General features: G+C 63.0%; 17 protein-coding genes. 14 read left to right on the forward strand and 3 right to left on the reverse strand.

Annotation, left to right across the window (positions count from 1 at the left end; all coding sequences use genetic code 11):
* Positions 1-105: 105 nt before the first annotated feature.
* The 14 genes from WDM24_RS21055 (at position 106) to WDM24_RS21120 (ending at position 9,136) form a co-directional block, all read left to right on the forward strand.
* Positions 106-306 (forward strand): DNA-binding protein, encoded by a 201-nt coding sequence (locus tag WDM24_RS21055; protein WP_338832320.1) that lies wholly within the window; start codon positions 106-108, stop codon positions 304-306.
* The gene (locus WDM24_RS21060; protein WP_338832321.1) at positions 303-488 is read left to right on the forward strand and encodes a hypothetical protein; all 186 of its coding nucleotides are present in this window, start codon (positions 303-305) and stop codon (positions 486-488) included. Before WDM24_RS21055 ends, WDM24_RS21060 begins: the two co-directional genes overlap by 4 nt.
* 136 nt (positions 489-624) lie before the next feature.
* Positions 625-888, forward strand: coding sequence for a hypothetical protein (locus tag WDM24_RS21065; RefSeq protein WP_338832322.1), 264 nt, complete (start codon positions 625-627; stop codon positions 886-888).
* Complete coding sequence (locus WDM24_RS21070) at positions 885-2,273, forward strand: primase-helicase family protein (protein WP_338832323.1); 1,389 nt, start codon at positions 885-887, stop codon at positions 2,271-2,273. Before WDM24_RS21065 ends, WDM24_RS21070 begins: the two co-directional genes overlap by 4 nt.
* Before the next feature lie 283 nt (positions 2,274-2,556).
* Positions 2,557-2,703: a hypothetical protein gene (locus WDM24_RS21075; RefSeq protein WP_338832324.1), complete on the forward strand. Its 147-nt coding sequence runs from the start codon at positions 2,557-2,559 to the stop codon at positions 2,701-2,703.
* An 80-nt stretch (positions 2,704-2,783) separates the two neighbouring features.
* Positions 2,784-3,134 carry a hypothetical protein gene (locus WDM24_RS21080; RefSeq protein WP_338832325.1) on the forward strand — a complete coding sequence of 117 codons (351 nt, stop codon included), beginning with the start codon at positions 2,784-2,786 and terminating at the stop codon, positions 3,132-3,134.
* A gap of 112 nt (positions 3,135-3,246) precedes the next feature.
* Positions 3,247-4,761, forward strand: a complete 1,515-nt coding sequence (locus tag WDM24_RS21085) for a terminase large subunit domain-containing protein (RefSeq protein ID WP_338832326.1) — start codon at positions 3,247-3,249, stop codon at positions 4,759-4,761.
* The gene (locus tag WDM24_RS21090; RefSeq protein ID WP_338832327.1) at positions 4,752-5,078 is read left to right on the forward strand and encodes an HNH endonuclease signature motif containing protein; all 327 of its coding nucleotides are present in this window, start codon (positions 4,752-4,754) and stop codon (positions 5,076-5,078) included. The genes WDM24_RS21085 and WDM24_RS21090 overlap by 10 nt, the downstream gene beginning before the upstream one ends.
* On the forward strand, positions 5,063-6,316 hold the full coding sequence (locus WDM24_RS21095) for a phage major capsid protein (RefSeq protein WP_338832328.1): 1,254 nt from the start codon (positions 5,063-5,065) through the stop codon (positions 6,314-6,316). The genes WDM24_RS21090 and WDM24_RS21095 overlap by 16 nt, the downstream gene beginning before the upstream one ends.
* Entirely contained in the window at positions 6,317-6,946 is a 630-nt protein-coding gene (locus tag WDM24_RS21100) for an HK97 family phage prohead protease (RefSeq protein ID WP_338832329.1), read from the forward strand. It abuts the gene before it with no gap.
* Positions 6,943-7,491 carry a hypothetical protein gene (locus tag WDM24_RS21105; RefSeq protein WP_338832330.1) on the forward strand — a complete coding sequence of 183 codons (549 nt, stop codon included), beginning with the start codon at positions 6,943-6,945 and terminating at the stop codon, positions 7,489-7,491. Before WDM24_RS21100 ends, WDM24_RS21105 begins: the two co-directional genes overlap by 4 nt.
* Entirely contained in the window at positions 7,484-8,545 is a 1,062-nt protein-coding gene (locus tag WDM24_RS21110; protein ID WP_338832331.1) for a phage portal protein, read from the forward strand. The genes WDM24_RS21105 and WDM24_RS21110 overlap by 8 nt, the downstream gene beginning before the upstream one ends.
* The gene (locus tag WDM24_RS21115) at positions 8,545-8,739 is read left to right on the forward strand and encodes a cold shock domain-containing protein (RefSeq protein WP_338832332.1); all 195 of its coding nucleotides are present in this window, start codon (positions 8,545-8,547) and stop codon (positions 8,737-8,739) included. Before WDM24_RS21110 ends, WDM24_RS21115 begins: the two co-directional genes overlap by 1 nt.
* Before the next feature lie 34 nt (positions 8,740-8,773).
* On the forward strand, positions 8,774-9,136 hold the full coding sequence (locus tag WDM24_RS21120) for a hypothetical protein (protein ID WP_338832333.1): 363 nt from the start codon (positions 8,774-8,776) through the stop codon (positions 9,134-9,136).
* A 228-nt stretch (positions 9,137-9,364) separates the two neighbouring features.
* Here the strand turns inward: WDM24_RS21120 and WDM24_RS21125 are convergent, their stop codons facing one another.
* The 3 genes from WDM24_RS21125 to WDM24_RS21135 are packed head-to-tail and all read right to left on the reverse strand — an operon-like array spanning position 9,365 to position 16,357.
* On the reverse strand, positions 9,365-10,090 hold the full coding sequence (locus tag WDM24_RS21125) for a tRNA-uridine aminocarboxypropyltransferase (protein WP_338688360.1): 726 nt from the start codon (positions 10,088-10,090) through the stop codon (positions 9,365-9,367).
* 37 nt (positions 10,091-10,127) lie between these two features.
* Positions 10,128-13,232, reverse strand: a complete 3,105-nt coding sequence (locus WDM24_RS21130; protein ID WP_338832334.1) for an efflux RND transporter permease subunit — start codon at positions 13,230-13,232, stop codon at positions 10,128-10,130.
* The gene (locus tag WDM24_RS21135) at positions 13,229-16,357 is read right to left on the reverse strand and encodes an efflux RND transporter permease subunit (RefSeq protein ID WP_166295306.1); all 3,129 of its coding nucleotides are present in this window, start codon (positions 16,355-16,357) and stop codon (positions 13,229-13,231) included. The genes WDM24_RS21130 and WDM24_RS21135 overlap by 4 nt, the downstream gene beginning before the upstream one ends.
* Positions 16,358-16,373: the final 16 nt, after the last annotated feature.

Here is a 16,373-nt window from a genome sequence, read left to right on the forward strand (position 1 = left end):
GGTGAGTCCTTTCCGAGGGCCACTGTAGCACGGCACGGGGGATTGCGGTACAAAATGTTCCGTGGTATGGTACAAAATGTTCCTGAGCCACAGAAGGGTTTAAATATGAACGAGGAATTACTGAAGCTGCTTTCCAAGCCGACGGCATCCGTGCCCGATGTGGGCCGCATCGTTTACGGTCTGAGCCGCAACGCCAGCTATGACGCTGCCAGCCGTGGCGACATTCCGACGATCCAGATTGGCAAGCTTAAAAAGGTGCCGACGGCCATGTTGCGCGCAAAGCTTGGTCTGGAGGCGGTGGTGTGACCGGCTATGAAGAGTGGGCCGCGCGCTGCCGTGAAGCGCATACACACGTGAAGTCAGCGCGGAGGAAACTGGAAAAAGTCATCGTCCACGAAATCGGGGATGCACGCGCCGACGAACCGTTGATCGAGTTGCGCAAGGCGCTCGCGTACTTCGCCGAGATCATCGAAGAATTGCCGCATTAACGAAAAACCGCCCGACGGAGGGAATCCGGCGAGCGGCGCATTTCGTATCGTGGCTGATTTGAGATAGCGCGTCTCGCGACAAACTTCAACGGAAAACTTCGTCGGGCTCCATCCTCAATTCTGGAGTCCCGAAACTATGGCTGAGACTATCATTCCTGCAAAGCGCGATCAGCGCATCTGGTTACTGAACAACCAACTCGGAAACCCCTGGCATCTCGTCGACGTGATCGCTTGGGTGGTCAACGGGCACGATCAACCCGTGCCGATCACACCGTTCGGCAGGTTCGACACGAGCACAGGCTTCGTGCTCGGAACGGAGACCGGGTGGATGGCGCTTCCCAATGGTCCGTTTTTCCGGACGTCGACCGAAGCAGCAGAATTTCTGAGGTCGCGCCAGTGAACGATCTAACGCATGCCGCGCTGTCTATTCTTCGAAGCTCGCCCGCATCCAAGGCGCCGCGCGCTGCAAAGGAAAAGCCAGACGCAAAGGCCGGCGATCCAACGTATGATGAATTTTGGGCGTACCTTCCGGATCACAAATTTATCTACGTTCCAACTGGCGAACTGTGGCCGGCCGCGAGCGTTGACTCGCGGCTTCCACCGGTCGAGATCCCCATGCGGGAAAAGCCGATCCTGGCGAGCAAGTGGCTCGATCAGAACCGTGCCGTGCAACAGATGGTATGGGCGCCAGGCGAGCCAACCGTGATCGAAGGCCGATTGATGGCCGATGGCGGTTGGGTGCACCATATCGGCGCTCGATCCTTTAATCTCTACAAAGCGCCGCCGCTGCTGCTGCCGCCCAGACCAGACGTCGACGCTTCGCCGTGGGTACGGCACATTGAGTACGTGTTTCCGGACGAAGCTGGTCACATCATTAAGTGGCTGGCGCATCGCGTGCAGCGACCGGAACAAAAAATCAATCATGCGCTTGTGCTCGGCGGCGCGCAGGGCGTCGGAAAAGACACGCTCTTAGATCCGGTTACGCACGCTGTTGGCAAATGGAATTGTCAGGAAGTCTCGCCGCAACAGGTGCTTGGTCGCTTCAACGGGTTTTTGAAGTCGATTATCTTGCGCATCAGCGAGGCGCGCGACCTTGGCGAGGCAGACCGTTATGCTTTCTACGACCACATGAAAGCGTATACGGCTGCACCGCCCGACGTGCTCCGTGTGGACGAAAAATATCTCCGCGAACATTCGATCCTGAATGTCTGCGGTGTCATCATCACGACCAACCACAAAGCGGACGGCATCTTCCTGCCCGCTGACGATCGTCGACATTTCGTGGCCTGGTCGCCGCGGACAAAGGAGGATTTCCGGCCGGACTACTGGCCCGCAATATATCGATGGTTCGAGGGCGGTGGCCGCGATGCTGTCGCGCACTACCTGGCAAAGCTCGACCTCTCGGCATGGGACGCCAAGGCACCGCCGCCGAAAACACAAGCCTTCTGGGAAATCGTTGACGCATCGCGTGCGCCTGAAGATGCCGAGATGGCGGACGTGCTCGATAAGCTGGGTCGACCGCATGCCGTGACGTTGGAGCAAATCATAACTAAGGCGCCGACCGAATTCAGGCAGTGGCTCGGCGATCGTAAGAGCCGCCGGCGTGTTCCCCATCGCTTGGACGAATGCGGCTACGTTCCCGTGCGCAATCCGTACGCGAAGGACGGCCTGTGGGTCATCAAGGGCAGGCGTGTTGCCGTCTATGCTTGCAAGGAAATGGTGGTGCGAGACCAGATCGAGGCCGCCACGCAATTGCTGCCCACGCCATCGCCCCATGGAAATTGAATCAGTGGAATCGGTGAAATCAGTGATCCGCGATTCCGTTCTATTGCCTACTACCCTGCCCCCAGCTCATTGAAGATTCAGGGAGCAGAGGAATGGACCAATAGAACGGGATGTCAGATCACTGATTCCACTGACTACACTGACGGTGCATTGGCCATGGTTGATGATGGCGAACTCTACTTTGCAATGTTGACAGTGTACATAACCCGTTGTAGTTGCACATGCTTTCATGATGTGGTAGAGAGATTCTATTGCTGCATCACCACCGAAGGAATTTTTCAGAATGGCTAAGAAAGCAGACTTCACGCAACTGACGTTAATGGCGATGGCGCACGAGCTTGAGCAAGCCGAAGAAGCGGTGCGCAATATGCGTGCGATGTACAACGCATTGGCCAAAAAGCACAACGTTCGACCGCTAACGAAGGATTAAGGTTTCATCGCGTATTCTACGCACCCATTGCCGCGCCTGCCCGTTGATTCGGGTCGGCGCGGTTTTTTCGTGAGTAGCGTTTGAGCGTTCTAGATTCAGAACTCGCCGCCGAACTGACCGATGCGCTGATCGCCTTCGACATCCCGCAAGCGTGCACAATCACGCGCAACGTAGTCTCCGGTTCAGATTACGACCCCACCATCACGACTGTCGATTATGCGGCCATGGGTTGGGTCGATGACTATTCCAACCTCGATCACGTCGATAGCAACGTGCTTGTGCAGGACCGCAAGGTCTACATCGTCGCGAGCAGCACGCTGATTGAGCCGACTGTCACTGACGCCATCACCATCACCGGCAAGACTTACGCGGTCATGAACGTGCAGCGCGATCCCGCGGGCGCGTGCTGGGTGTGCCAGTCCCGCGCATGACCCATCCCCTACATCTAGCGGTGCCAATGCCCGCGACCTTTCGGGAGGGGGGCTACGCGGAGCGGGCTTTTCCTTTCTCGCTCGCTAGACCCGCTACATATGGTGGGTCCCGATGAACGCCAAGAAGGCGATTCGCTTCCTTCAAAGCCTCAAGATCCCCGAGGGACCCGCCGCCGGAAAGTCGCTTCGCCTGGCACCGTTTCAAAAGCAATTCGTCACCGGTGCCCTTGCTCCGGGAATTTCTGTCGGCGCCCTGTCGATCGGCCGTGGCAATGCCAAAACCGCTTTGTCGTCTGGCTTGGCCCTTGGTGAACTGCTCGGCGAGATCGGCGACACGCAGCCGAACCGGGAAATCCCCGTCGGTGCCCGCACCCGAGATCAAGCGCGGCTGGTTTGGAATTTCGTCGCCGGCTATGCGCGCTACCTGCCCGAGGAAACCCAGAAGCGGTTGACGTTCCGCCGTGCGCCACGCCTGGAAATCGAATTCGAGGATACGAACGGCGTTCACTTGCTTCGCTGTCTCGCGGCCGATGGCAAATCAGCCCTTGGTGGCGCGCCGACGCTGACAATCCTAGACGAGCGCGGCCATTGGGCGGCTGGCAAGGGCGACGAGTTGGAACACGCGCTGTTGTCCGGTGGCGGCAAGCGCGGCGGTCGTGCGTTGATCATTTCCACGTCGGCGCCGGATGACAACCACCCATTTTCCAAGTGGCTGGACGAGCCGCAGGAAGGCATCTTTCGCCAGGAGCACAGGCCAGCGCCGGGACTGCCGGCCGACGATCTGGAATCGCTGCTGATCGCCAATCCTGGCGCTGCCTGTGGCATCGGCTCCAACATCGAATGGCTACAGGCACAAGCGCGCCGCGCGATTGCTCGCGGTGGATCGAGCCTGACGACGTTCCGCCTGTACAATCGCAACGAACGGGTTTCGGGCGAGACCCGCGACGTCTTGCTGACGACCGACGAATGGCTTTCCTGCGAGACCGCCGAATTGCCGCCAAGGCAAGGCCCTGTCGTGATCGGCGTCGACCTGGGCGGCTCTGCCAGCATGACCGCCGCTGCATTCTATTGGCCAGATACCGGCCGGCTCGAATGTCTCGGCTGGTTTCCGTCACAGCCCAATCTTGCCGATCGCGGCGCGGCCGATGGCGTTGGCCAGCGCTATGGCGAAATGGCCAGCCGGGGCGAACTGTCGACGTTGGGCGCCGCGACCGTTCCGGTTGCACCCTGGCTGTCCGAAGTCATGCGCCATGTCGAGGGGCAGCCGATCGCCGCCCTGGTGATGGATCGATACAAGCAAGCCGAGCTTGGGCAGGCGATCGATGCCGCGGGAATTCGTGCGCCGCTGGTGTGGCGCGGTTTCGGCTTCAAGGATGGCAACGAGGATTGCGAGCGTTTTCGCCGCGCGTGCTTTGACGGGCTGGTGAAGGCTGCGCCGTCGCTGTTGCTGCGCTCCGCGTTTGCCGACGCGGTTTGCCTGCGTGATCCGGCGAACAACATCAAATTGGCCAAGGCGCGATCGCTCGGTCGTATCGACGCTGCATCTGCCAGTGTGCTCGCCGTCGCACAAGGCGCTCGAATGCTCGCCACGCCGACACGAAAAACACGGGTGGCGCAATGGGTGTGAAGCGCGCTCCCTCTTCGATTTACAAAGACCCGCGTTGGAAAGTCGTCAGGCTTGAAGCGAAACGCCGCGATGGCTGGCGCTGCGTCAAGTGCGAGGCAGTCGGACGCCTCGAAGTCGACCACATCAAGCGAGTGAAGGATTTCCCTGAACTCGCTTACGAACTCAGCAATCTGCAGTCGCTTTGCGGGATTTGTCATTCCCGCAAAACCGCAATCGAGACCGGCATTGCACCGCTCTCCCCGAATCGCGCCGCCTGGCGCGAATTATTGCGCCAAGGCGCACCCCAACCCAAGGAGTCTACATGCTTACTTCAGTGAAGATTCAGAAGCGGCAGTCGGAAATCCGGCAGTCGCTCGCCGCACTCGTTGGCAAAGACAAGCCGGACGAAAACGAAATCCGTTCGATGTCCGATCTGGACGGCGAGTATCAGGCCAACGAAGCGAAGTATCGCGCCGCGCTGATCGTTGAGGATACCGAACGCCGGGAAGCCAAAGGCGAACTGGAAACCCGCAGCGAGCGCGATTTCAATTCGCTGGTCGACCGTTTCGAACTGCGGCAGGTAGCGCTGCATTTGGACACTGGCGCCACGATCGACGGCGCGACCGCCGAAGTGATTTCCGAACTGCGGTCGCAGGGCGGCTATCGCGGCGTCCCGGTGCCGTATGCCGCGCTGGAAAAGCGTTCGGGCGAAACCGTTGCGTCGGGCACCCCGACTCCGAAAATGACGGCACCGATCATCGATCGCATCTTTGCCGACTCCGCGTCCGTGCAGATGGGCGCGCAGATGGTCAACATCGCGCAGGGTACAAACGAGTATCCGATCGTTTCCAGCGCCGTCAGCGCTGCCTGGCAAACGTCGGAGACTGGCGCGGTGGGTGGACCGACGGCGTACAGCACCGCCGCGCGCTCGCTCTCGCCGAACAACACGCTCGGCATCCAAATGAAGATCACCCGCAAGACCCTGCTCCAGTCTGGCGACGGGCTCGAACAGGCGGTGCGTCGTGACATGAACGGCTGCATGGCCGTTGCGATCGACAAGGCGGTGTTCCTTGGTGCCGGCGCTTCCGGTGAACCGGCGGGCATCCTGGTCGGATCGTACAGCATCACCAGCACGGCGGTTGCGGCCGCGGCGTCTTGGGCTGCGTTCCGTGCGGCTGTCAAGCGGTTCATCGTCGCCAACGCGGCGAATGGTCCCGGTGCCGTGAAGCTGCTTATCCGTCCCGAGGTGTGGGATGCGATGGACGGTACGCTTATCACCAATACGGCGGTTTCGGAGTGGGATCGGCTCATTGCGAATATCGGCGCCGACAACGTGGTGATGTCGACGAACGCGCTTGCCGCTCCGACCGGCTCGCCGCTCGTTACCAAGGCGCTTTTGACCACGACCAAGAACGGTGTTGCGCCGATCTTTGTCGGCACCTGGGGAGCGATCGACCTGATCCGCGATCCGTTCTCTGACGCCGCGTCGGGTGGTCTGCGCCTTACCGCGCTGGCAACCGTCGACGTTTCGGCGAGCCGTGCGGAACAGCTGCAGATCCTGACTGGGATTCAGTAAATGCTGTTCGGTCCTGACGATATCGGGACCCTCGAACTCCGCGCCTCTCCCAAGGGGCGCGGGATTCGCGGACGCTTCCCGTACAACCGCCGCGCCGTTCTTTCGGATGGCGGCAAGACAGGCAAACCTAAAAAAGAGGAGTTTGCACCGGGAGCGTTCAAATATTCGATCGATCATGTCGAGGATTCGCCGATTCATCTGCTTTCTGGGCACAGCTATGATCGGCCGCTGGCGAGCACCGCAAACAAGACATTGGCGCTCATCGATACGGCGGAGGCTTTGACATTCGAAGCGCACATCACGCCGGAAGTAGCGAAGATTTCGTGGGTGCAAGATTTGTTCGGTCTCATGGAGGCCGGATTGTCCATTGGCTTGTCGCCTGGCTTCCGCATTCCGCCCGAGCGCGCTGTACCGGCGGACCAAGCCGAGAAAATCACGCAGGAAGCTTACGACCCGTCGCGCAACATGTACGGCGCGATTATTCGAACCATCTTGCAAGCCATCTTATTCGAACTCTCGATCGTGACTCGGCCGGCTTACGACGAAGCGCAGGTAGAGGCGCGCAATTGGCAACCGAACGACGCCGGCGTGATCGTGCCGAAACCGCAGTCAATCTTGAGGTACCGATGATCAAGGCAACCACACTAGAGCAAATCGAGGGCGTTCCGACCGGGAATTGGCCAAACATTAATTTCAGCGCGGCGGCAACTTCTCTCCGCGCAGTCGCATGGCAGCGCATTGAGAAATATATCGCTCGGCGCTATTCGCCGCGGGCGGTGTACTGGATAGTCGAGGGTCCGGGAAACTGGAAACCGCCGCTATCGCCCGCCGCAATCACGGCTGTGGAAGTCGTCGACCCCGGCGCCAATGCCTTGGTAAGCGCATCGCTTTCCGTTTCGCCGTTGGATGGTAGTTACGATCTGCCGGCGTGCGGTCCCTACAAATTCAGCGGCACCGTCGGAACAGACGTCACAACCGTGCCGGATTCCGTCGCCGAAGCGGTTCGGCGCCTTGCCGACTACCTTGCCGCAAAGCCAGGAACACCTGGCGCGACGTCGACGCGTATCGCTGCCGGTTCAATCGATTTGCGTACTGATCGCTCTGAATCATGGATGGCGCAGGCGATGCAGAACAGCGGCGCGGCCGATCTACTGAGGGGGTATCGTCGTGTTTAATTGGTTCAAACGATCGCCCAAGGTTGAAAAGCGTTCGGCCGGAAGCGGCTTCACCGCCGAGATAATGCAGGCCCGCGAAGCCTATATCAGCGGCCGCACCGGGCTCGCGGAGCTGACCGCCACTGCGCAGAGCTGCGTTTCCATGTGGGAAGGCGGCTTTACGCTCGCCGACGTCGACGGCGCCGATCTGCTCGGCCCGTGCGAAATGGCCATGCTAGGCCGATCGCTCGCCTTAAGGGGCGAATCGGTTTGGCTTATCGGCGAGGACCGGCTCATTCCCTGCAGCGATTGGGATTTGCGGACGCGCTTCGCCGATCCGGTGGCTTATCGCGTCTCGATCCCCGAGGCCGGCGGCGGGACCACGCAAACCGTCCTGGCCGGCGAAGTGCTGCACGTTCGTATTGGCGCGGATCCAGCCGCGCCCTGGTACGGCGTTTCACCGCTGCGGCGGTCCCGGCTGACTGCGGGAATGCTCAACTCGGTGGAGTCGGCGCTCGGTGAAGTTTTTGAGAACGCTCCGCTCGGCTCGCAAATTGTACCGTTTCCCGAAACGCCTGACACCGACATGGAGAAGGTCGGTCGATCGTTCCGCGGGCAGCGCGGCCGCGTGCTATTGCGGGAGTCTGTCACGGTCTCCGCGGCTGGCGGCCCTGCTCCGCAAGCTGACTGGAAGCCGGCCGACGTCACGCCGGACCTACAGCGCTCTATGGTCAAGGAAACGCTGGACGCCAGCCGGGACGCCATCTCGACCGCCTTTGGCGTGCTGCCGGCGCTGTTTTCCAGCCAAGCCCAAGGGCCGCTCGTGCGCGAGGCGCAGCGCCACCTGGCGCAGTGGACATTGCAGCCGATCGCCGCGCTGATCGCCGAGGAAGCGACGGAGAAGCTGGGCGGGACCGTCAAAATCGACGTTCAGCGGCCCTTGCACGCCTTCGACGCCGGCGGCCGTGCGCGGGCACTGCTCACGGTCACGCAGGCCCTGGCAATGGCCAAACAAGGCGACGTTTCGCCGGCCGATCTGGCCAGCGCCTTGGAACTGGTCGATTGGGGCGATTGATGCGCAGCAAAATCCAGATGATGAATCACGACCGTGGATTCGGGTTCATTCGAGGCGGAAACAACGACATTTTCTTCCACTGGGGCAGTTTCGAGGGCGATTTCCAGACGGCGAAAAAAGGGGACGAAGTAGAATTCGAGATGGGCTTCGGCCGTGACGGTAAACCAAGGGCGATCAATGTCCGGCCCATCTAAACGAGTACCTTTCGAACTGGCTTGCCGGAATTGGGTGGCCAAAATTCGGGTCGACGTCGACAAGGCGTTCCGGGCACTCGCCTTGGAGACTGCCCGGCGCGTGATCGAGCGGACGCCGGTCAGAAGCGGGAAGGCACGCGGCGCGTGGATGGCGGGCGTCAACAGCATTCCCACCGGTGAAGCGCCGCTCGACAAGGACGGTGCGGCGACGCTCGCCAGGATCGAGGCGGCCATAGCGGGCGCCAAGGCTGGCGATACGATCTATCTGGTCAACGGCGCCGATCACGCTTGGGCGTTGGAGTATGGCAAATCCGACCAAGCACCGGCGGGGATGGTCCGCGTCACACTGATCGAATCCCAGGTGATCGCAAACGAGGTGGTCGCCACGCTGCGCTAATTGGCACCCGAATTGGCACCCAACGCAAAAATACGGGCCGGTATAGCGAGGGATGTAGAGGTATCGGCTATCGCCTAAGTGCCTACAAAACGGGACGTTTCGGTACTAGACGCCCCCACCCGTTATGCCCGGAATAGTCTTTGCAGACCGTTGCGTCACCACTCCGCCACGTGGCCCCACGCGGCGCTTCATATACGCCCTCTCTCAGATAGGCAACCAAGCTGGAAGCTAGCGTCGGCGCTTGCGGAAATCCCGTTTCTTCGGTTTTGGCGCCAATTCCGGCATTTCCGCCTGGACTTCGCGGAATTTTGCCAGCATCCGCTCGAAACTACCAGACAACGTTGCGGCAATATCCGGCCGCTTCTCCAGCCCCGCCAGCAGAAGCGCGGCCGCCTCGATGGTCGCAAGGCCATCGCGCCGCGGTTCCCGGCGCAGCTGGCCGTAGCGCGAGGGCCGTTTCGGTCCGAGAATCACCCGCTGGCACTTCAGCATCCAGGCATTGCGCCACCACAGCGCCTTGGCCTGACTCCAGGTGCCGTCAAGCAGCACGATGCCCTCGATATCCGACAGGATGGCGCGCTGATGCGGCTCAAGCTCGCCCTTGCGGTTGATCGCGACGATCTCGGCATCGGTATCGAGATCCTCGACCTTGGCCGACCCGAGATACAGCACGGCCCAGCGCGACGGATCGGCCACCGGCCGACCGAGCGCCTTTGACAGGCTCGGCCAGGACAGCCCGATCCGGACCACGGCGTTCTTGAAATGCCGCGCCGTCAGCCGCGCGGTGCCGAGCGCCCTGTCCTGCTCCTGCGGATGCTGCAGGATCAGGAGCTGAATGCGGCTTTCGATCGGCGTGACGCTGTCGCAGATGCAGAGCGGCTTTGGCTTGCCGCAATGCGGGCAATCCTCGATCTCGGCGGCAATCTCGGTCTTTGCTTCGGTTGGTTCGGACATCGCTTCGCTATACGCGCGCGGAGCCGTTCAATTCAACCTATTCCGCTGGCGCGTGCACGCCTGACGGCGCCGGGCGCCGGCGCAGGCGGTCGATCAGGAGATAGATCACCGGCGTGGTGTAGAGGGTCAGGATCTGCGACACGAACAGGCCGCCGATGATGGTGATGCCGAGCGGCCGGCGCAGTTCGGTGCCCGGGCCGGTCGCAATGACAAGCGGAATGCCGGCGAACAGCGCCGCCATCGTCGTCATCAGGATGGGGCGGAAGCGCGCCCGGCAGGCCTCGAAGATCGCATCCCGCGACGACAGGCCCTGATGCCGCTCGGCCTCGAGCGCGAAGTCGACCATCATGATGCCGTTCTTCTTGACGATGCCGATCAACAGGATGATGCCGACGAAGGCGATCACCGTCAGCGGCGTGTTGGTCACCTGCAGCGCCAGCAAGGCGCCGAGACCGGCCGACGGCAAGGTCGAGATGATCGTGATCGGATGGGCCAGGCTCTCATAGAGCACGCCGAGCACAATATACATCGCGACCAGCGCGCCCAGAATCAGCAGCGGCTGGCGCCCGCTGGTCTTGTTGAAGTCGCCGGCATTGCCGTCAAAGCTGCCGCGGATGCCCTCCGGCATATGCAGCTCGTTGACCGCCTGCTGGATGTTGGTGGTCGCGACCTCTAGCGGCACGTCCGGCAGCAGGTTGAACGACACCGTGGTCGAGGGGAAGCCGCCGGAGTGAAACACCGCGAGAGCCGACAGACCGCGCTCGTAGTGCACCAGCGCCGACAGCGGCACCTGCACGTCATTGGCGCCCGCGACATAGATGCGATCGAGGTTCGACGGGTCGCTCTGGAATCTCGGATCGATCTCGAGCACCACCATGTACTGGTTGCGCTGGGTGTAGATGTACGAGATCTGCCGCTGCGAGAAGGCGTTGTTGAGCGCGTTATCGATGTCCTGCACGCGGACGCCGAGGCTGGAAGCGGTCTTGCGGTCGATCACGAGGTTGAGCTGCAGGCCGCCGGGATCGCGGTCGGAGGAGACGTCGGTGATGCTCTCCACCGTCTCCATCCGCTTGGCGACGATCGGCGCCCATTTCTGCAACAGATCGAGATCGGTCGAGGCGAGCGTGTACTGGTAGTCGGAATCGCTCTGCCGGCCGCCGGTGCGGATATCCTGGGCGGCGAACATGAACAGGCGGATGCCCGGCACCATGAACAAATTGCGGCGCAGCCGGTCGATCACCTGCGTGGTCGAAAGCCCGCCGCGCTCCTCCGGCGGCTTCAGGCTGATGAACATGGTGCCGCGGTTGGAGGTGGCGCCGCCCGGCCCGCCGCCGGAGCCGACCGACGAGCCGATGCCGGCCACCGCGGGATCGGCCATCACGATGTCGGCGAGCCGCTGTTGCAGCAAGAGCATGGCCTGAAAGGAGATATCGGCGGATGCGCGCGTCGAGCCGATGACAAAGCCGCTGTCGTCGGTCGGGAAATAAGCCTTCGGTGTCTTGACGTAGAGCACCACCGTCAGCGCGACGGTGGCGGTGAACACCACCATCGTCAGCCAGGGGTATCCGAGCACACTCCGCAGCGTCCGGGCATAGAACGCCACGACCCGGGACAGCGTGCCCTCGATGGCGCGGTCGTACCAGGTGGCGTGATCCGAGGTCGCCTCCTTGATGTAGTGCGCGCAGATCATCGGCGTGACCGTCAGCGACACCACGGTCGAGACCGCGATCGCAAACACCAGCGTCAGCGAGAATTCCCGCAGCAGCCGGCCGACAATCCCGTCCATGAAGATCAGCGGCGTGAAGGCCGCGACCAGCGACAGCGAGATCGACAGCACCGTGAAGCCGATCTGCTTGGCGCCCTCGACCGCGGCCGGATACGGCGCCATGCCCTGCTCGAGATTGCGGTACATGTTCTCGATCATGACGATGGCGTCGTCGACCACGAAGCCGACCGAGATCGCGAGCGCCATCAGCGACAGATTGTCGATCGAAAATCCGGCGAGCCACATCCCGGCGCAGGTGCCGGCCAGCGCCAGCGGAACCGAGACGCCGGCGGCGATCGTCGGCACCAGGCGGCGCAGGAACACGAACACCACGACCATCACGAGCACGATAGTCGCCAGCAGCGTGAACTGCATGTCCTCGACGCTGGCGCGGATGGTTCCGGTGCGGTCGACCAGCGTCGAGATATCGACCCCGGCCGGGATCCATTGCTTCAGTTCCGGCAGCAGCTTGCGAACATTGTCGACGGTGTCGATGACGTTGGCGTCACCCTGCTTGGTGATCTGGATCAGCACGGCCGGCTGCTTGTTGAACCAGGCGATCGAGCGCGAGTTGCGGACGGAGTCCTCGACCTCGGCGACATCAGAGAGGCGGACGAAATTGCCGTTCGAGCTCTTGATGACGATGTCGCGGAATTCGGCCGCGGTGCGCATCTGCTTGTTGATCGACAGCGTCTCGCTCAGCCGGTCGCCATTGAAGATACCGACGGGGCCGAGTGGATTGGCATTGATGATCGCGAGCCGGACGTCGTCGGTCGCGATCCCGGCGTTGGCCAGCGACACCGGATTGAGCGCGATGCGCACCGCCGGCTGGTCGGCGCCGCTGACCGTCACCTCGCCGACCCCCGGCACCTGCGAGATGCGCTGCGCCAGTACGGTATCGGCGACGTCGTACATCGCGCTGGTCGAGATCGTCTGCGAGGTCAGTGCCAGCACGAACACCGGCGCCGCGGCCGGATTGGCCTTGCGGAATTTCGGCAGCGACGGCAGGTCGCTCGGCAGATCGGCGAGCGAGGCGTTGATCGCGGCCTGCACGTCGCGCGCGGCGCGGTCGATGTTGCGGCCGATCGAGAACTGCACCTGGATGCTGGTGGTGCCGAGCGAGCTGGTCGAGGTGATCTGGTCGACGCCCGAGATGGTGCCGAGCTTGCGCTCCAGCGGCGCGGCGACGGTCGCGGCCATCACCGACGGATCGGCCCCGGGCCTCGACGCCGACACCCGGATGGTCGGGAAGTCGACATTCGGCACCGACGACACCGGCAGGAACTGGTAGGCGACGATCCCGACCAAAAACAGCCCGATCGCAAGCAGCGTGGTGCCCACCGGCCTGCGAATGAAGGGCTCGGAGATCGAGATCACTGCATGCCCTCGGTGGCGCCCGCGATCGGCGGCCCGCTGGGACCAGCCTCCGGCACGGCCCGCTCGATCCGGCGGTTGAGCCGGTCGAGCGCGAGATAGATCACCGGCGTGGTGTAGAGCGTCAGCAGCTGGCTCAGCAACAGGCCGCCGATGATCGAGATGCCGAGCGGGAAGCGCAGCTCGGCGCCGGTGCCGCTCTCGATCGCAAGCGGCAGCGCGCCGAACAGCGCCGCCAGCGTCGTCATCATGATCGGGCGGAAGCGCAGCAGGCAGGCCTGCACGATCGCGTCATAGGACGACATCCCCTTGTGACGTTCGGCCTCGAGCGCGAAGTCGATCATCATGATCGCGTTCTTCTTGACGATGCCCATCAACAGGATGATGCCGATCAGGCCGATTACCGAGAGGTCCTGCCCACACAGCATCAGGGCGAGGATGGCGCCGACGCCGGCCGAGGGCAGCGTCGACAGGATGGTGATCGGGTGGATGTAGCTCTCGTAGAGCACGCCGAGCACGATGTAGATCGTGATGATCGCGGCCAGGATCAGCCACGGCTGTCCGGCAAGCGAGCGGGCGAATTCGGCGGCGTCGCCGGAATAGATGCCGACGATGCTGCCGGGCATTCCGATCCGGGTCTCGATCGCTTTCACCGCCTCGACCGCGTCGCCGAGCGCCTCGCCTGGCGCCAGATTGAAGCTGAGCGAGACCGACGGGAATTGCGCCTGGTGCGAGATCGCGAGCGGCGCCGTGGTCCTGATCAGCGTTGCCACCGCCGACAGCGGCACCTGCGCGCCGGCGGCGCCGGGCAGATAGAGCTTGTCGAGGATCGACGGGTCGCGCTGATACATCGGCAGCGCCTCGAGCACCACGCGGTACTGGTTGGCCTGGCCGTAGATCGTCGAGATCTGCCGCTGCGCGAAGGCGTCGTTCAGCGTGTCGGTGACGCCCTGCAGATTGACGCCGAGCTGGCCGGCGCGCTGGCGATTGACGTCGAGCGCCGCGCGCAAGCCGCCCTCCTGCGCCTCCGACGAGACGTCGCGGAAGATCGGGTCGCGCCGCATCTCGGCCACCAGTTTCTGCGCCCATTGCGAGACTTCGGCGGCATCCGTCGCGGTCAGCGTGTACTGGTATTGCGAGCGGCTCGATTGCGTCGAGATCTGCACGTCCTGCACCGGCTGGAAGTAGACGGTCATGCCCGGCACCGTCGCGACCCTCTGCTTGAGGCGCTCGATCACCTTGACGACGCCATCCCGCCGCTCGTCGAGCGGCTTCAGCGTCATCACCAGCCGGCCGACATTGGTGGTCGGATTGACCGAGCCCGAGCCGATCACCGAGACCACGCCGACCACATCAGGATCCGCCTTGATGAGGTCGGAGACCGCGGTCTGCCGCCGCTGCATCTCGGCAAACGAGACGTCGGGCCCCGCCTCGGTCACCGCCGTGATCGAGGAGGTGTCCTGCAGCGGGAGGAAACCCTTCGGCGCCAGCACATACATGATCAGGGTCAGCGCGATCGTCGCGAACGTCACCAGCAATGTCGCGCGCTGGCGCTGCAGCACCCAGAGCAGCGTGCGATGGTAGAACTCCACCATCCGGTCGATGAAGCGGCTGACTGCGGCGAGGCCCGGGACCGCCATCTCCTCATGAATGTTCTTGAGCAGCCGCGAGCACATCATCGGCGTCAGTGTCAGCGAGACGATCGCCGAGGTCACGACAGCGATCGTCAAGGTCAGCGCGAATTCGCGGAACATGCGACCGACCAGGCCGGACATGAACAGCAGCGGGATGAACACCGCGATCAGCGACACCGTCAGCGAGATCACGGTGAAGCCGATCTCGCTGGCGCCCTTCAGCGAGGCCTCCATCACGGTCTCGCCGTTTTCCATGTGGCGGACGATGTTCTCGATCATCACGATGGCGTCGTCGACCACGAAGCCGGTTCCGATGGTCAGCGCCATCAGCGACAGATTGTCGAGGCTGAAGCCTGCGAAATACATGACGCCGAAGCTTGTGATCAGCGACAGCGGCAGCGCGACGCCGGCGATCAGGGTCGCGCGCAGCGACCGCAGGAACAACAGCACCACCAGCGTTACCAGCACCACGCTCAGGATCAGAGTGAACTGCACGTCGTGGACCGAGGCGCGGATCGTCACGGTGCGGTCGGAGACGATGGTCAGCTTGACGCCGGCCGGGACCGACCGCTGCAGCCGCGGAATTTCGGCGCGGATCTGCTTGACGACGTCGATGACGTTGGCGCCGGGCTGGCGCTGGATGTCGATGATGACGGCCGGCGTGCCCTGGTACCAGCCGCCGGTGCGGTCGTTCTCGAGCCCGTCGACGATCAGGGCGACGTCACCGATGGTGACCGGCGAGCCGTTGCGATAGGCGATGATGATCGGCCGGTAGGCGTCGGCGGCCGCGATCTGGTCGTTGGCGGCGATGGTGTAGGATTGCTGGGCGCCGTCGAGCGATCCCTTCGGCCCCGACACGTTGGCGCCGGCGATTGCGTTGCGCAGATCCTCCATCGCGATGCCATAGGCCGCCAGCCGGGCCAGATCGGCCTGTACGCGCACCGCCGGCTTCAGGCCGCCGAGGATCGAGACCCGGCCGACGCCGGAAATCTGGCTCAGCCGCTGCCCGAGGATGGTATCGGCGAGATCGCTCATCGCCCGCAGCGAGGTCGTCTCCGAGGTCAGCGCCAGGGTCATGACCGGCGCATCCGCCGGGTTCACCTTGGCGTAAACAGGCGGATACGGCAGCGTCTTCGGCAGGATGCCGGCGGCGGCATTGATCGCGGCTTGCACATCCTGCGTGGCGCCGTCGATATCGCGGTTGAGATCGAACTGCAGCGAGATCTGGCTGACGCCGAACGAGCTCGTCGAGTTCATCGACGACAGCGATGGGATCTGGCCGAGCTGCCGCTCCAGCGGCGCCGTGATCAGCGAGGCCACCACGTCGGGGCTCGCGCCGGGCAATTGCGTCGACACCTGCACGGTCGGGAAGTCGACCTGCGGCAGCGCGGAGACCGGCAGCGCCCAGTAGCCGAGCGCGCCGCCGATCATCAGCGCGATGCCGAGCAGCGAGGTGGCGATCGGCCGCCGGATGAACGGTTCGGAGACGCTCATGGTTGCGTACTCGCTG

The sequence above is a fragment of the Bradyrhizobium sp. 27S5 genome (assembly GCF_037217225.1).
GTDB lineage: Bacteria > Pseudomonadota > Alphaproteobacteria > Rhizobiales > Xanthobacteraceae > Bradyrhizobium > Bradyrhizobium septentrionale.

What these genes read in the sequence shown, in the direction of transcription:
- WDM24_RS21100 (WP_338832329.1), top strand. Translation starts at nt 6,317, where the DNA reads ATGCTGTTCGGTCCTGACGATATCGGGACCCTCGAACTCCGCGCCTCT.
- WDM24_RS21125 (WP_338688360.1), bottom strand. Translation starts at nt 10,090, where the DNA reads ATGTCCGAACCAACCGAAGCAAAGACCGAGATTGCCGCCGAGATCGAG.
- WDM24_RS21090 (WP_338832327.1), top strand. Translation starts at nt 4,752, where the DNA reads ATGGGTGTGAAGCGCGCTCCCTCTTCGATTTACAAAGACCCGCGTTGG.
- WDM24_RS21115 (WP_338832332.1), top strand. Translation starts at nt 8,545, where the DNA reads ATGCGCAGCAAAATCCAGATGATGAATCACGACCGTGGATTCGGGTTC.
- WDM24_RS21075 (WP_338832324.1), top strand. Translation starts at nt 2,557, where the DNA reads ATGGCTAAGAAAGCAGACTTCACGCAACTGACGTTAATGGCGATGGCG.
- WDM24_RS21135 (WP_166295306.1), bottom strand. Translation starts at nt 16,357, where the DNA reads ATGAGCGTCTCCGAACCGTTCATCCGGCGGCCGATCGCCACCTCGCTG.
- WDM24_RS21065 (WP_338832322.1), top strand. Translation starts at nt 625, where the DNA reads ATGGCTGAGACTATCATTCCTGCAAAGCGCGATCAGCGCATCTGGTTA.
- WDM24_RS21055 (WP_338832320.1), top strand. Translation starts at nt 106, where the DNA reads ATGAACGAGGAATTACTGAAGCTGCTTTCCAAGCCGACGGCATCCGTG.
- WDM24_RS21105 (WP_338832330.1), top strand. Translation starts at nt 6,943, where the DNA reads ATGATCAAGGCAACCACACTAGAGCAAATCGAGGGCGTTCCGACCGGG.
- WDM24_RS21085 (WP_338832326.1), top strand. Translation starts at nt 3,247, where the DNA reads ATGAACGCCAAGAAGGCGATTCGCTTCCTTCAAAGCCTCAAGATCCCC.
- WDM24_RS21095 (WP_338832328.1), top strand. Translation starts at nt 5,063, where the DNA reads ATGCTTACTTCAGTGAAGATTCAGAAGCGGCAGTCGGAAATCCGGCAG.